Below are 15,080 nucleotides of genomic sequence, written 5' to 3'. Positions count from 1 at the left end.
CCCCGCATCATGGCCGGCCTGCGCAACCTGGCCATCGGCCTGGCCCGCCTGATCGGCTGGACCAACATCGCCGCAGCCACCGACCACTACCGCAGTCACCCCGCCGACGGACTCCAGCTACTCGGTTTCACAACATGAGAACGCATCGGCCCTGCGACCCCAGGCGCCACTACATGCTGCCGCTCACGCCGCAGCTCCGGCAGGTGCGTGAGCTCATCGAAAGGGACCACTACTTCACGCTCCACGCGCCTCGCCAGACCGGCAAGACGACCGCGCTGCACACCCTGGAGTCCGAGCTGAACGCCGAGGGCGACACCGCCGCCCTGATGTTCTCCTGCGAGACCGCCAGGACGACCGGCGACGACAACGCCGCCGCGGAGGAGATTCTGCTGCACAAGCTCCGCGAGGCCGCCGCCTTGTCGACACTGCCCGAAGAACTGCTGCCGCCGGATCCCTGGCCCCAGGTAGCGCCGGGCAGTCGGTTCGCTGCGGCGCTGAGCGAATGGTGCCGCCGCAGCCGCCGCCGGGTAGTCCTGATTCTGGACGAGATCGACGCCCTCCAGGGCGCCAGCCTGGTCAGCGTTCTCAGCCAGCTTCGCGACGGCCACAGCGCCCGGCATGAGGGCCGTCCCTTCCCTTCGTCCGTGGTGCTGTGCGGGCACCGCGACGTGCCCCACTACAAGGTCGCCTCGGGCGGCAACCGCGATTGGTCGAATCCGGCCGGCCCGTTCGCCATCATCACCGAGTCACTGCGGATGGGCGACTTCACCACCGACCAGATCGCCGACCTGTACGACCAGCACACCCAGGCGACCGGCCAAGCATTCACCAAGGGCGCGGTGGACCGGGTCTTCGGCCTGACCCAGGGCCAGCCCTGGCTGGTCAACGCCCTCGCCTACGAGATCACGTTCCAGATGGGGACGAGCGGCGCCATCACCACTGCACACGTCGATGAGGCCAAGGAGCGGCTGATCCAGGAGCGGCCCGTCCACCTGGACGCTCTCATGGCGCGACTCTACGAGCCCCGGGCGGAACGGGTGATCCAGGCAGTCATGGAGGGCACACCACCGGGCACGAACGCTTTGTCCGACGACGACGTCTCCTACGTTCGCAATCTGGGTCTCGTCCGTGGAACCGGAGCGCCAGAGATCGCCAACCCGATCTACCAAGAGTTCCTGCTGCGTCACTGGTTCCTGTTCGCCGACCTGCTGAACCGGGGACAGCACGGACCTTTCACCGACGAGGAGCTGGTCCAGGCTCGCCTCAGATTCTTTGGAGCGACGGATGCCGGCAAGGTTCCAGGTGAGTCCTGCTGAGACCCGAGAGACGCTGAGGTACTTGGGTACCATGGTCGCAGGAGGGATAGATATGGCTGCCCCGAAGCGTCAAGCACCCCTGAAGATCGACCCCGCGACGGACGAGTTGATCTCACAGGCTGCGCATTTCCTCGGCATGACCAAGAAGGACCTCGTGTCCGAGGCCGTCAGAGGCTATCTGGAGCAGCGCCGTGAGGAGATCCGCAAAGGCATGATCGAGTCCATGAAGGTGCTGGACGGCTCGCTCAGCTCAAGTGTCGCCGCGCTGACCGGACTGTCACGCGAGAAGATCGATCAGCTCGGCGGCGTCGGCGAGTGGGAGGACTGATCTCATGTCGGTCCGCCCCACGCTTAGATGCCTGCGCGACGACCTATGTCTGCCAGTCCCCTCGGCTCAGACGACACTCGACCAGATCGACCATCCTCTCCTACAGAAGGCAAACGAGCAGTTCGCCGCCCCTGACATCCCTCATGAGCGGATCCGAGCCATCGAGGACGTCGTCCTCTTCAAGGTCAAGACCGGCCGATGGCGAGGTGCGGTCCTAACCGACGAACCCGACTCCGAGGTGCGGGACTGGCTTGTGGCTGCCGGCATCCGCGAGGACGGGTCCAACGACGACTTCTACGCCTCTCTGCACAGGGAAGCCCGTACTGCCAGGCAGCGATACAACGCCGAGCACGACAAGCCGTTGACCACCGACACGTATGTGGGTCATCTCCTGCCCGACCAGGACGATCACGATCGTTACCTCTTGGAGGCAGGCACTCGACTCGCACTGCGCCTCAATACCGAACTGCGTGCCCTCATCCGGGGCTCGCTACATGACGGCCACGAGCATGCCGCGGACTTCCCGACGTTCCGCCTTGGCGTTATCGTCCGCGCCGACGATGGCCACGAGACCTACGTCGCGATTCGAATCACCGGCTCAGTCCCGACCAACCTGACCGCGATGATCCTTTCTCGCGTTCCCGGCTGCGCGTTCGATGCTTGGTTTCCCGAATACACCCTGCCCGAACGCGATCTGCTACCCGCTGAACAGGTCTGGTCAAATCTGATGGACCCCAAGGCAGCGTCACAGCTTCTCGACGAAGTGTTCTAGATTGGAGGGCTCAGGCCCGCAGGATTGGGTCACTCCGTCGCAAGCGTCTGTAGCAGGCGATCGAAGGCGGTGATATCGGCGCATGCGACTGAACGAGCGAACGAAATCTCCGCTTTGCCGTTGTTCAGTCTCTTCGGGAAACGACGCAAGTTGGAATTGTGGGACAAGTCGGGGCTGACGCTCAGACCTTGGGTGGCCTCGATCGCCTCGAGTGTCCCGGAAGGGGTTTCCGGGTGGATCATGATTTGGACGACCTGGCGGAGGGCGCACTCGCGGTCGAGGTAGATCGTCACGCTTCTCGTCTGGCCTAACTCGCAGACGTACTTCGTCAGGTGGGTCAATTCATACCCCTGGTCTGCCGCAACGTCGATGAGGCGCTGCTCGAGCTCTGTCAGGGGGTGCTTGATGAGATTCACTTGACCTCCTCGGCCAACGTCACTCCAGAATCCGCCGGGAAGCGCCGCTATCTTCTGAGATGCCTGCCTCGGTGAACCGCTCGCCCATACCCTAGTGATCCATCACTCGGCTTGGGAGGTTCCGCGTGCCGCAGCTCGCCTTCGCCAACAGTTTCTGGGAGAGCTTCGACGCTCTGGAGAAGCCGGTCAAGGCGGGCGTGCGCAAGGCCATGAAGCGCTTCCAGCAGCTGTCCATCGCCGAGCTGTACGCCGACAAGGGCCTGCACCTGGAGTCGGTGGTGAACGCGCGGGACCCGCGAATGCGGACCATCCGCGTCACCGACTACTGGCGCGGGGTGGTCCTGGCCCCGGACGACGGGACCGACACATTCCTGCTGTTGAACGTCGTGCCGCACGACGAGGCCTACGGGTGGGCGGCCAAGCGCCTCTACACCGTCAACTCCGCCACGCATGCTCTGGAAGTGCGCAACGTCGTCGCCATCGAGCAGCTCACCCCGGCCCTGGAGCAGGCCGCGGCCGAGGCGCCGTCACTGCTGTTCGCCCCACACTCGGACACCGTGCTGCGCGATCTCGGCATCGACGACCAGGTCCTGCGCGCCGTACGGACCATCATCGACCAGCCGCAGCTGAACGCGTTCGCCTCCCTCCTGCCCGAGGACCAGTTCGAGGTGCTGCAGTTTCTCGCGGAGGGATTCTCGCCCCAGGAGGTCTACCAGCAGGTCGTGGCCGAGCGCCGCCCCGCCGACGCTTTCGCCGACGCGGACCGGAGCCTTGAGCGGGCGATCATCAACACCACCACCCGGATCACCCTGGTCAGCAGCGCGGACGAGCTGACCGACGTGCTCAGCAAGCCGTTCGCCGCCTGGCGGGTCTTCCTGCATCCGTCGCAGCGGCGCGTCGCGTACCGCCCGTCCTACAACGGGCCGGCGCAGGTGACGGGCGGCCCGGGGACGGGCAAGACGGTGGTCGCGCTGCACCGGGTCAAGCATCTGCTCACCCGCTCCCCCGGCAGCCGGATCCTGCTCACGACGTACACCACGGCGCTCGCGGCGGCGCTGCGGGAGAATCTCCAGCTGCTTCTCGACGACGAGAAGCAGCTCGCGCGGGTGGATGTCACCACGGTGAACGCCTACGCCTACCGCATCGTGCGGGCGCTGACCGGCCGCACGCCGAAGATGATCGGGGACGCCGACGAGCGGCAGATGTGGCGGCGCGTGATCAAGCGGCTGGACCTGCCGTGGACCGAGCAGTTCCTGCACCAGGAGTACCGGCATGTCGTCCTCGCGCAGCGGATCACCTCGCGGACCGAATATCTCCAGGCGCCCAGGCGCGGCCGGGGCACGGCGATCGGGCCGCGGCAGCGGGAGCAGGTCTGGGACGCGGTCGAGGCGTTCACGGCGGAGCTCCGCGGCGGCGGTGTCAGCACCCACCTGCAGCTCTGCGCCGAGGCGACCCGCCTGCTCGGCGGCTCCGACCTGCGGCGCCACGGCTTCGACCACGTCATCGTGGACGAGGCGCAGGACCTGCACCCGGCGCAGTGGCGAGTGCTGCGCGCGGCCGTCCTCGACGGCCCGGACGATCTCTTCATCACCGGCGACCCACACCAGCGCATCTACGACTCGAAGGTCTCGCTCGGCTCGCTCGGCATCTCCGTGGCCGGGCGCAGCGGCCGGCTACGCATCAACTACCGCAGCACGGCGGAGATCCTGATCTGGTCGACCGGCCTGCTCGACGGGTCGCTCGTCGAGGACCTGGGCGGGCAGGGCAACGAGAGCCTGTCCGGCTACCGGTCCCTGCTGCACGGCAAGCGCCCGCGCACGGCCGGTTTCCCAGGCGAGCAGGCCGAGGTCGCGGCGGTCGTGGAGCGGGTGCGGGAGTGGCTCGGGCAAGGGGTGCGGCCGAGCGAGATCGCCGTGTGCACCCGTTTCAACATCCTGCTGAACAAGGTCCACGACCGCCTGGTGGCCGAGGGGGGCATCCCGGCGGTCAAGGTCAAGGACCAGCCGGCGGCGAACGCCGAGGGGATTCGCCTGGCCACCATGCATGCCATGAAGGGGCTGGAGTTCCGCTGCGTGGCCGTGGTGGGGGTGACCGCGAGCGCCGTGCCGTTCGCGAAGGAGATCACGCCGGCCGAGGTGGACCGGCTCCAGCACGAGAGCGACATACTGCGTGAGCGCTGCGTGCTCTTCGTCGCCTGCACGCGGGCGCGCGAGGCGCTCTATGTGTCGTGGAGCGGCGCGCCCAGCCCGTTCGTCGCCCAGCAGTCTCAGCGGTAACTCTAGAACACGCGTACGAGTTTTCTAGTCACTACACCTACTGGAGGGTATGATGAAAACTGCGTCAACAGAGTCGTGCCAAGGTCTGGAGACCTGAGCGGCTGAGTTCAGGAAGGGCTTGATATTCATGGGCGAGCGCCCTGTCGTGGTGACACTCGCCGAGATCGCGCGCATCGCGGGGGTCGGACGGGCCGCCGTCAGCAATTGGCGAAGACGGCATCACACCTTCCCCTCCCCTGTCAGCGGTACGGACACCAGCCCACAGTTCTCCCTGGTCCAGGTCGAGGAGTGGCTGCGTGAGAACGACAAGCTCGGGTCGTCCACCGGTTCACTCGAACGCCTCTGGCCGGCTTTTGAGGCTCTGGGCGATCGTGACCTCATGGGGCGGGTCATCGCCGAGTTCGGCGCCCGGCTGCGAGATGCGCCTCACCGCGAGCTCGATCCCGACGAAGAGCAACTGGTCGATCAGGCTCTTGAGCTCTCCCGGCATGAAGGCGGTCGCGAGACTTTCCAATACCTTCTCGACCGGTGGCTCGGCACGCATATCCGTCAGATCACCACTACACCGGCTTCGCTCGCTTCGTTCATGGCGGAAGTGGCAGCCCGGGCCAGACCGGAAAAGATCAGCACACTGCTCGATCCCGCCTGCGGTGTCGGCGGACTACTGCTGGCCGGCGCGGAACGCTGGAAGGGCGCATGCCGGCTTCTCGGCCATGAACGAGACCCCGTTCTCGCCATGCTGGCGAGAACCAGATTGTCACTGCTGGCCGAAACGCCCGAGATCGACCTCAGAACGACCGACACCTTGCGGAGCGAACCCCCTGCCGCTATCGCTGACGTGGTCCTCTGTAATCCGCCCACCAATGAACGCGACTGGGGACACGCGGAGCTGGCGACCGATCGACGATGGCTGTTCGGCCTGCCGCCACGAACCGAGTCCGAGCTTGCCTGGGTGCAGCACATCGTCTCGTCGCTGGGCGAGGACGGCGTCGCCGTCGTTCTCCTGCCGCCCGCCGTGGCCTCACGACGCGCGGGCCGTCGCATCAGGGCGGCGATGCTGCGTGCGGGGTCACTCAGAGCCGTCATCGCCCTGCCCCCGGGCGCGGCTCCACCTTTCGGGGTCGGCCTGCACCTGTGGATCCTGCAGCCACCGGCCCAGCGCCGGACGGCTCCTTCCGTCCTCATGGTGGACACGGCCGACTGCCGGGCTACCTTGTCAGCCGCCCGCGCTCAGGCTGTCGATTGGGACGCCGTCCGAGATCGGGTGTTCGGCGCGATGGCAGGTGAGGCGCGGGAGAGCAGCATCGAGATACCGGTCCTGGACCTGCTCGGCGAGGAGACCGATCTGACTCCCGCCCGGCATGCCCCCACCAGCCTGTCGGTATCGGTCGTCAATCATCGCCGCGCCTGGCGGCAGTTCGACTCGAGCCTGCAGGAAGCTCAGGATCTGGGGAAGGTCCTGCGCGATCTCGAGGTGGTGCGGGAAGTGGCGGACACCCACGCCGTCTCGGTCGCCGACCTGGAGCAAGCCGGCACGCTCGCGCTGGCACCAGGGCAGGCGATCCCGGACGGATACATACAGCGGGGTGAGCGGCCCGATGACGGGGTTCCGGTGCTGACCGTGGCGGACCTGCGGGAAGGGCAGCCACCCCAGTTCTGGATAACCGCCGAGGACGTCGAGCAGCTCGAACGGGACAAGGGCATCACCGTGACATCGTCCAACGACGTGGTGGTGGTCGTTCCGTCGGCCGAGTTCAGCGCATGGGTGGACGTTGCGGCACCCACGGTCCTGGGGCCGTACATCCATCGGCTCCGGCCCGACACCGAGCGTCTCGACCCATGGTTCCTGGCCGCCTGCCTGCGCGCACACTTCAACGCACGGCAGGCCGGCACACACGCCACCACCACATCGCGCGTGGATCCACGGCGCCTCCTGGTCCCTCGCCTCCCCATCGACGAACAGCGCCGATATGGCGATATCCATCGTCGGCTGGTGCGATTCGAACAGGCCGTTGCGGAGGTGGGCAACGTGGGTGCGACGCTGAGGCGCACGCTCACGGAACTTCTGGCCGCTGGCCGGCTCAGAGAGAGCTGAGCATCGCTTCGACCTCATCGCGGCGGCCCCATTCGGCGAGTTCCGCGGCGAACTCGCGACAGCGCCCATGCACTTTGAGAGGCGAGCGGGACAGGCCGCGAAGCTCGACGACCACCGCCTTCCACATGGTCAAGGCCGCCTCGGTGTCGTCCCTCTCCGGCACCAGGCATTCGGCGACGCCGACGCGGGCTTCCAAGAGAAGGTCCACGTCGTTCGCGCCGAGAGGCGTCCGCTCCACGGTGCGGTACAGCCTGCCGGCTCCGGGCCAGTCCCCTTCGAGCCGCGCACGATCCGCGCGGACCAGCTGAGCCCGTACGACGAGGCGCTCACGCGGGCCCCATGCCGCTTCCACCTCCCTCAGCCGCGCCACCACCCGATCCGTCTGTATGCCGGGCTGCTGCGCCAGCACTTCGCGCTCGGCGGCGTCGAGCAGGTCGCCGAACTCGCGGCGGCTCGGCATCTGCCTGCGCCTCACAGATGGGCGCTGCCGCTGCACGGGCGTCGGCGCTGCGGGCACGGGCGATGATTCGCGGCCTTCCCTGAACGGCAGAGTGGGATCCGGGTGCAACCGGGGCGAGGGGGCGGGGTCCCCGAGCCGGGGAAGATAGCGGCGCAGCACCCCAAGCCCGTCGGCCAGGCTCGGCCTGATCGCGGGGTCCTTCTGCAGCAGCCCCCAGGTCAGGTCGGCCAGGTCGGCGCCCACGGGGTGTCGCGCGGGGTCAAGACGCGGCGGAAGATCACTGCGGTGCTGGTCCTCGATGCTGCGGTCGCGAAGTTCGCTGAACACCTGCTTCGCGGTGACGAACTCGTAGAGCATGCAGCCGAAGCCGTAGAGGTCGGCTGCGGAGGTCGGAGCCTTCACGCCCCGGATGATCTCAGGGGCCATGTAGCCAGTGCTGCCGGGAGTGTGGCCGTGCCGGGTGTAGCGGGTGGCCTGCGGGTCGGTGGGCAGGGCGATGCCGAAATCGATGAGGTAGACGTCGCCGTTGTCCGCGAGCACCACGTTCTGCGGCTTCAGATCGCGGTGCACGACGCCGCCCTTGTGGATCCTGTCGAGGATCTCCAGGATCTGCACACCGATCGCGGCGGCCGCGACCATCGGCGGCGGCTGATGGAGGGAGAGGAAGTCCCGCAGGTTCTTCCCCGAGATCAGCTCCATCACCAGGCACGGGCCCCTGCGGAAGAAGCCGTGGTCAAGCAGTCGCGGGATGCCGGGGCCCGCCAACTTGTCCAGAAGATCCCGCTCTCGCTCGAAGCGCTTGAACGCCTCACTGCGGATGACTCGCTCATCGACGTCGTACAGAGAGGACCAGTAGTCGCGACCGAGTGCCTTGACCGCGACCGTCTCCCCCGAGTGCAAGTCCTCGGCCAGCCAGACACGCGCCATGCCGCCCGTCTTCAGGCAGGCGCCGATTCGGAACCTCTCGAAGAGCACGTCTCCCGGCCGCATGGCGTCCTCCCACTGCGTGGTGTTCACGCTCATACGTTACCAAGACAGAAGACTAACCGTCCCTTGACTAAGTTCACATGGTGCGGTTCTCTGTAGTGGTGAGCACTCTCCCGATGCCTTCCGGCCTCAGCGGCCGATCCGACGTGGTCCGGATCGGCCTGCCTCTGCTGCGCTCGGCAGCGGACGCCTGCGCCTGGGGAAGGGCCCTGCGGGCCCGCCCGCTCCTGACGCAGACCCCCGAACGCTCCCGCAGGAAGCCCATCCAGGACTTCTTCTTCACACCGGTGCAGAGCCTGCTCGACGCCATCGAGCACCGTGGCAGCAGCGTGCAGGCCGCACTGGCGGACGAACGGCACACCCGTAACTGTCACCCCGTGCACCGCGCGTGGGCACTCGAAGCCGTGCCGACCTACCTCGCCGCTCGGGCACGGCACCAGGCCGCCGGATACCCGGTCACGTTCCCTGTGACCACCGAGTGGGTGGGACTGAGCCGGCTGCGCAAGCCGGACACGAGAGGCGTTGTGCAGTACGAGCGCACCGCCTGGTGCCGAAGGTACGCCACCCCGGACGGCTCGGTGCGGGAAATCTGGATTCCGTCCATTGGCTCGGCCAAGGAGAACCGGTCGGAGGCGGAGATCGCGGCCGCCGCCGCGATCGCGGCGACCGGAGTACCGGCTCGCGGGTCCTTCGGCGAGCCTTACCGGAGCGTCGAGCCCGATGCGGTCAAGCCGCAGCGGGTCCGCGTCATCGGTGTCGGCCTCGCCGACGGCAAGCCTCTCGTCCTGGCGGACTGGGATGCCGAAGAGGCGGTACGCCAGTTCGATGAGCATGCCAAGGAGCGGTACGGCGCCGTCCTCGACGGGCGGGCACTGCGCCCGGGATCGGACTGCACGACCTGTGAAGGACTACTCGGCTGCGCAGCTCTTCCCGAAGTTCCAGGGCTGCTGGGTGTACCCGCCCCTCGCCGTCCTCGCAAGCGGCGCAGCGTCTCCATCAGCGACCTGCGCGCCTACAACTCCTGCCCGGCGCGCTTCCATCTGACCCGGGCCCTGTACATCAAGGACGGCCGGATCGAGAACGAGGCGATCCGCCGCGGCCGCGCCGTCGATGCGTGGCTGAACGACCGGCACGGCCAAGGTGCCCGGACTTCTTGCCGGAACGTTCCACTTCCTACCGAGCTGTCGGGCCTGAGGGAGGAGGAACTGGGCCCCGCTGTCCGCATGATCGAAGAGCATCGCGCCTTCTGCCCGCTTGAGGGGTTGCCGGAGAGCGAAGTTGTCCGTCCCCAGTGGCGTCTGGCCGCCTACGACCCGGTCGTGGATGCGGTCGTCATCGCCGACCCCGACCTGCTCTACACCGAATCAGGCGGCTGGGTATGGCGTGAGACGAAGACCGCGTCGCGACGTACCTGGGAAGGCCGTTCCCTGCTCGGCGAATTTCCGCAGCTCGCGCTGGCCGTCCTGCTGATGGCTACCGGCGTTCCCGGCGGTGATCCCCGCCGGTCGCGGATCGAGCTGGAGATCCTCCGGGAGAACGGGTCGGTCTGCGAGGAGATCGACCCATTTGACCAGGCTACTCACAACGAGGCGCGCGAGATCGTCGCCGGGCTCGCCGCCGGATGGGCGAGCGACGAGACCTACTCCCCCACCCCCGGCGACCACTGCGCCGATTGCGAAGTCCGCCGCTGGTGCACCGCTTCAGGAGAAGCCCGATGACCACCGACACGTTGCCTGACGCCGCCGCGGACTGGGCCGCGCACCAAGGCATTCCACTGGTCCGTGCGCTGGCCGGCGCCATGCTCGCGCTCGACGCGCAGACTGGCCTTGACGCGTTCACCTTGCCCTACCCGCCGGAGGCCCAGCGAGCGCTGGACCGCACGGTCCTCGCCTGTCTGCTTAGGGAGGCCACGCCCCCGGCGAGCCTCACCGAGCTCGTGTCCTGGTGCAGGGAAGTGCCTCTCGCCGACTGGCCGACCGACCTGCCCGCGGACGCGATCGGCCCCGAAGACCGGCTACTCGACGCGGACTCCGGGCGGCCCACCGAGCTCTGCCACGAATGGGCCGAGCGCACCCGCGACAGCGCGCTCGCTTTCCGCGACCGCGAGATCATCCACACCGCGCTGCGCCTGTGCCAAGCGTTCGGGGAAGAGGAGGCCTACACCGCCTTCCGCGGCCTGCTCGTCAACCGCCCGGTCCTGACCGCGCCGGAGAGCTTCGAGGTCCTCAACGACCTGGTCCTGGAGCCGGTGCACGAATTGATCAGGCGCATCTACCTGCCGGTTCCCGACAGCTATCGGTACGACGGTGAGTACGTCTGCTGCGGACGCTGTCTGACACTGCTCACCCCCGTCCACGACGGAGAGTGGTGGTGCGAGCGTGACCGCTGCCGCCGCCAGGGGCCGGCTCCCCTGGGCAGGCGACTGCGCCCGGAGGAGATGGGCGAGGTACATCAGGTCGAGCGACCGGTGCGGCAGTTCGTCACCGGGCCTGGACGTGCCGAGGCGGCTCTGGAAGCGGAGCTGACGGCATTGGGGCTGGCGGTCCGGATGTGGCCGGGCTATGACGCCTACGACCTGCTCGTCACCTTTCCCGACGGTCACCGCTGGGCCATCGACGTGAAGGACTGGGCCAACCCGCTCTTTCTCGGCCGTTCGGCTCGCCCGGTGCCGCAGGAGCCGCCGTACGACGAGGCGTTCTGGGTCGTACCCCACCACCGGGTCACGGCCAGGCGCGACTACATCTCCGTGTACGAGCGGAACCGTCCCTCCCAGGCCCGTGACCTGTCTCTCCTCACCGACACGGACCTGGTCGGACGGGCCAGGGCCCGGGTCCGCAAGCAGAAGGGCGACACTCGTGCGTGACCGCGAAAGCTGGCACCGGCCGGTCAGCCGCGAACTCGGCCAGGTCTGGAACGGCCTGCCCGCAGGGCTGCAAGGCATGAAGCCGGTCCACCTGTGCCAGGTCGAACTGGCCCTGCGGCTCCTGCAGCGGCTGGCTCCGGAAGAGCCCGCCGAAGGCGTCTACACGCTGCTCGGCGGCTACCCCTTCGCCCGCGCCGCCGGCCTGGCCCGGACGGCTGAGCACGACACGATGCTCGTCTCCGCCCGGCACCTCCTCTGGACGCTGCGCCGACGCCGCGCCTGGCACCAGGCCCTGGACCTGTACCGCCAGGTGCCCGCGAGGTTGCGCGCCTACGACGTCCCAGAGGACGGCGGCCCCGCCCTTCAGCTGATCCCGACGATCGCGTTCGACCGCGTCACGGTCTACGACGACGCGCTGGCCAAGCTCCCGCAACACGCGCGCAAGCCACTTCCCCTCGCCCCCGCGGGACGGAGCGGGTTCATGGATCGCCGCCGTCCCACGTCCGTCACCATCCCCGAAGCACTGATCTTCGATCCCGTCGCCGGTCATGACCTGGCGCAGGGACGTCCGGGCGGAGGTGACCCGCTGACGATCAAGCGCTCCGAGCTGCTCGCCACGGCGGTCTGGATGGACGAGCGGGAACGGGAGCTGGGCGTGGAGCGGCCAGGGAACTGGGAGGAGCGCATCAACGAGCTGCGGTTCGCGCCTCGCGATGCCGACGGCCGGAACTTCAGCGAACGGGACGACATCCACCTCGACGGGCTCATGCATCTGGCCGGCATGGTCGGCGCGGGCAAGAGCACGCTGATGACGCTCGTCGCGGTCTGGGCCGCACGGCGGGACCTGCGCGTCACGCTCGTCGTCGGCGACGTCGCCGAGCAACTGCGACTCTGCGAGCTGCTGAACGATCTGGAGCTGCCCGCCGTGCCGGTGCTGGGACTCACCACGCGGGAGACCCATGTGCAGCGGCTGCATCGCCGACTCGCCTCGCGCGGCCTGGACAACCTGCTCGACCATGACGCGGCGGGCTTCGACGACCTCAGCACGACGTGTGTGATCGATGCGCTGCGGGGCACGGAGGCCATCCAGCCGCTGCGGTACGCCGACGCGCCGTGCACTGCTCTCTATCCGGAGCGGCGAAAGGTTCAGCACACTTCCGACATCGTCCTGCCTGAGCCGTACCAACCGAGCGAGGCCGCGCAGAAGCGCCCGGCCGACGAACTGCGGGGCAGCCAGCATGGCTGCCCGGTGTGGGCGAGATGCCCGCGTCACCGCGCGGCGCGCAATCTGGTCGAAGGGCTGATCTGGGTCGCCAACCCAGCAAGCCTCGTGCAGAGCGCCGTCCCGCACCATCTGAACGAGGAGCGGCTGCGCCATCTCGAACTCGCCTGCCTGCTCAGCGACATCGTCATCGTCGATGAGGCCGACTCGGTCCAGATGAAGCTGGACGAGATCTTCGCTCCCTCCGCGACACTCGTCCGTCCGGGTCCCGACTCCTGGCTCGACCAGTTGCACACCCACAAGATCGAGGAGCTTTCGCGGCGTGGCCGGCTGCCCCTCACGGACCAGGACGTCGAGCGGTGGAACTCAGCGCTGACCGTCGTCAGCGCCGCCACCGACCGGCTCTACCGGCTGCTCATCTCCGGCGAGGAGCTGCGCGACTGGGCGGAGATCGAGTACTTCAGCCCGTGGACCCTGCAGGAGAAGCTGCTCGGGGACTGGTTCGACGAGCAGCACCCGGGCCCCGAAGGTGTGCGTGACGAGCGGCAGCTGTACGAGCCCTACGACGACGATTCGCCCGATGCCGACGACAGCCGGATCTTCTTGGACTCTCTCCGTTCAGAGCTCACGGAGCTCCTGGACGCCTTCCGCGACGATCCGCTGGGCGACTCCGGCCCGTACGGCACCAGCACCGACGACCTGATCGAAACCACGCGCGACCTCCTGCACACGCTCAACACGGCGCGCACCCGCGCCCGCGTCAAGGCACTGCTCGGCAAGCTGATCGAGGGCACACCCGCCTCCGGACGGGACGGCGCCTGGCGCGACCTGACCTGCCGGCGGCTCGAGTTCCTGCTCGTGCTGTCGGCTCTCCACCAGCGGCTGGAACGCCTGACGTTCCTCTGGCCCCAGGTCGAGGCCGCCCTTCGACTGGACTCCACCGGCAACGAACTGGCCAGGCGACCACCGCTCGACTACGCACCGCTCATCCCCGAAGCCCCGATGGGCAACGTCCTCGGTTTCCAGTTCCTGCCGGACGAGCGGGAACGCGATGAGGACGGCAACAACAGCGGCACCCTGCGCTTCTTCCGGTGTGCGGGTGTGGGCAGGGAGCTGCTTCTCGCCCTCCACGAGCTCGGCTCGGACCCGGGCCTGGGACGCCGGGGTCCACACGTGGTCCTCATGTCGGGCACCAGCTGGGCCGGAGCCTCGACCCGGGCCCATGTGCTGGCGCCGGTGGCGGCCGTGCTCATGCCGTCGGAACGCTCCCTCGACGCGGTGGGGAAGTCGCAGTTCGCCACGCGTTTCCTCTACGGCGCCGACGGGACACCCATGAGCCTGTCCGGCACCGATCCCAAGGTCCGGCCGGCAGCCGCCAGGGCTCTCGCCATGCGCCTCGGCAGCCCTGGGCGAGGTGGCGGTGCGAGTCCGCTGGAGGAGGAGCTGGCCCTCGTCGGCGACGACAATCGGCGCCGGGCGATCCTGCTCGTCGGCAGCTACAAGGAGGCGAACGCCGTCGCCGACACGCTGCACGGGCTGGACCGCTGGAGAGGCAAGGTCCGGGTGCTGGCCGCCGACGACGCCGATCTCGATCAGTCCGTACGCGGCATGGACCCGGCGGTCGCGGAGCACGCGACCACGTTGCGGCGGGGCGACCTCGCCACGTTCGCCGAGGACCACGATGCTCAACTGCTCGTGGCGCCCCTGCTGGCGGTCGAGCGTGGACACAACATTCTCAACACCGATCGCAACGCGGCGTTCGGCACCGCTCTGTTCCTGGCTCGGCCACATCCCCGTCCCGACGACCTGGCGCTAGCGATCTTCGCTGTGAACGACTGGGTCTGCCGCTTCGTCCGCGACCAGCGGCGGCCCGACAACCGGACGGGTCCCGCCACGTTCGGCGAGCTCGTCGCCAAGGCCGCCGGGCTCGACCGGGCCGGGCTCGACTTCCGCCACGAGGCCCGGCAGGAATGGCGTCGCCTGCTGTCCCGGCGCTATGTCTACTCCCGGCTGTCGCCCTGGGAGAAGCGGGCTTTCGCCTGGGACCAGCTGGTCACCATGTGGCAGGTCATCGGCCGGCTCGTACGGGGCGGGGTGCCTGCCCGGGTCGTCTTCGTCGACGCCAGTTTCGCCCCGAAGACGGCCCGCGGACTGTCCCCCGGCGCCACGGGCCCCGTCCCCCTTGACGACGGCCTCCTCGCAGCCCTCCGCTCCATCCTCACCCCGTACTTCGACGCCGGAGCCGATCCTGCGGCATTTCCGGACCCAGCGGATCCGGCCCTCGCCCGGCTGCTCTACCAACCGCTGTACAACGCCCTGTCCGACCTCGAACACCACCGTTGAGG

10 protein-coding genes are annotated in these 15,080 nt (G+C 68.3%); 8 read left to right on the top strand and 2 right to left on the bottom strand.

Going from position 1 to position 15,080, the window contains the following annotated elements; all coding sequences use genetic code 11:
* The first annotated feature begins 134 nt into the window (after positions 1–134).
* The 3 genes from AB0I38_RS16400 to AB0I38_RS16390 are packed head-to-tail and all read left to right on the top strand — an operon-like array spanning position 135 to position 2,416.
* Complete coding sequence (locus AB0I38_RS16400) at positions 135–1,316, top strand: ATP-binding protein (protein ID WP_358467717.1); 1,182 nt, start codon at positions 135–137, stop codon at positions 1,314–1,316.
* A gap of 52 nt (positions 1,317–1,368) precedes the next feature.
* Positions 1,369–1,644 (top strand): hypothetical protein, encoded by a 276-nt coding sequence (locus tag AB0I38_RS16395; RefSeq protein ID WP_358467714.1) that lies wholly within the window; start codon positions 1,369–1,371, stop codon positions 1,642–1,644.
* A gap of 4 nt (positions 1,645–1,648) precedes the next feature.
* Positions 1,649–2,416, top strand: a complete 768-nt coding sequence (locus tag AB0I38_RS16390) for a hypothetical protein (protein ID WP_358467711.1) — start codon at positions 1,649–1,651, stop codon at positions 2,414–2,416.
* A gap of 29 nt (positions 2,417–2,445) precedes the next feature.
* On the opposite strand, the gene AB0I38_RS16385 is transcribed toward AB0I38_RS16390, so the two are convergent.
* A complete protein-coding gene (locus AB0I38_RS16385) occupies positions 2,446–2,832 on the bottom strand; it encodes a hypothetical protein (protein WP_358467709.1) in 387 nt (128 codons plus the stop codon).
* Positions 2,833–2,957: 125 nt separating this feature from the next.
* Here AB0I38_RS16385 and AB0I38_RS16380 point away from each other — a divergent pair, with 125 nt between their 5' ends.
* A complete protein-coding gene (locus tag AB0I38_RS16380) occupies positions 2,958–5,108 on the top strand; it encodes a UvrD-helicase domain-containing protein (protein ID WP_358467706.1) in 2,151 nt (716 codons plus the stop codon).
* 148 nt (positions 5,109–5,256) lie between these two features.
* Complete coding sequence (locus tag AB0I38_RS16375) at positions 5,257–7,203, top strand: N-6 DNA methylase (protein ID WP_358467703.1); 1,947 nt, start codon at positions 5,257–5,259, stop codon at positions 7,201–7,203.
* Here the strand turns inward: AB0I38_RS16375 and AB0I38_RS16370 are convergent.
* Positions 7,190–8,680, bottom strand: coding sequence for a serine/threonine-protein kinase (locus AB0I38_RS16370; RefSeq protein WP_358467700.1), 1,491 nt, complete (start codon positions 8,678–8,680; stop codon positions 7,190–7,192). The two genes, AB0I38_RS16375 and AB0I38_RS16370, sit on opposite strands and share 14 nt — an antisense overlap.
* 71 nt (positions 8,681–8,751) lie before the next feature.
* Here AB0I38_RS16370 and AB0I38_RS16365 point away from each other — a divergent pair, with 71 nt between their 5' ends.
* The 3 genes from AB0I38_RS16365 to AB0I38_RS16355 are packed head-to-tail and all read left to right on the top strand — an operon-like array spanning position 8,752 to position 15,078.
* On the top strand, positions 8,752–10,368 hold the full coding sequence (locus AB0I38_RS16365) for a PD-(D/E)XK nuclease family protein (protein ID WP_358467698.1): 1,617 nt from the start codon (positions 8,752–8,754) through the stop codon (positions 10,366–10,368).
* Complete coding sequence (locus tag AB0I38_RS16360) at positions 10,365–11,513, top strand: hypothetical protein (protein ID WP_358467695.1); 1,149 nt, start codon at positions 10,365–10,367, stop codon at positions 11,511–11,513. Before AB0I38_RS16365 ends, AB0I38_RS16360 begins: the two co-directional genes overlap by 4 nt.
* Entirely contained in the window at positions 11,506–15,078 is a 3,573-nt protein-coding gene (locus tag AB0I38_RS16355; protein ID WP_358467692.1) for a hypothetical protein, read from the top strand. Before AB0I38_RS16360 ends, AB0I38_RS16355 begins: the two co-directional genes overlap by 8 nt.
* The last annotated feature ends 2 nt before the right edge of the window (positions 15,079–15,080 follow it).

The organism is Nonomuraea cavernae (genome assembly GCF_040655715.1).
GTDB lineage: Bacteria > Actinomycetota > Actinomycetes > Streptosporangiales > Streptosporangiaceae > Nonomuraea > Nonomuraea cavernae_A.
Note: the sequence above shows the minus strand (reverse complement) of the source record. Positions and strands in the feature narration are given on the sequence as shown.

Excerpts from the sequence above, each read along its gene's own strand:
- AB0I38_RS16400 (WP_358467717.1), top strand. The coding sequence starts at position 135 with ATGAGAACGCATCGGCCCTGCGACCCCAGGCGCCACTACATGCTGCCG.
- AB0I38_RS16395 (WP_358467714.1), top strand. The coding sequence starts at position 1,369 with ATGGCTGCCCCGAAGCGTCAAGCACCCCTGAAGATCGACCCCGCGACG.
- AB0I38_RS16390 (WP_358467711.1), top strand. The coding sequence starts at position 1,649 with ATGTCGGTCCGCCCCACGCTTAGATGCCTGCGCGACGACCTATGTCTG.
- AB0I38_RS16360 (WP_358467695.1), top strand. The coding sequence starts at position 10,365 with ATGACCACCGACACGTTGCCTGACGCCGCCGCGGACTGGGCCGCGCAC.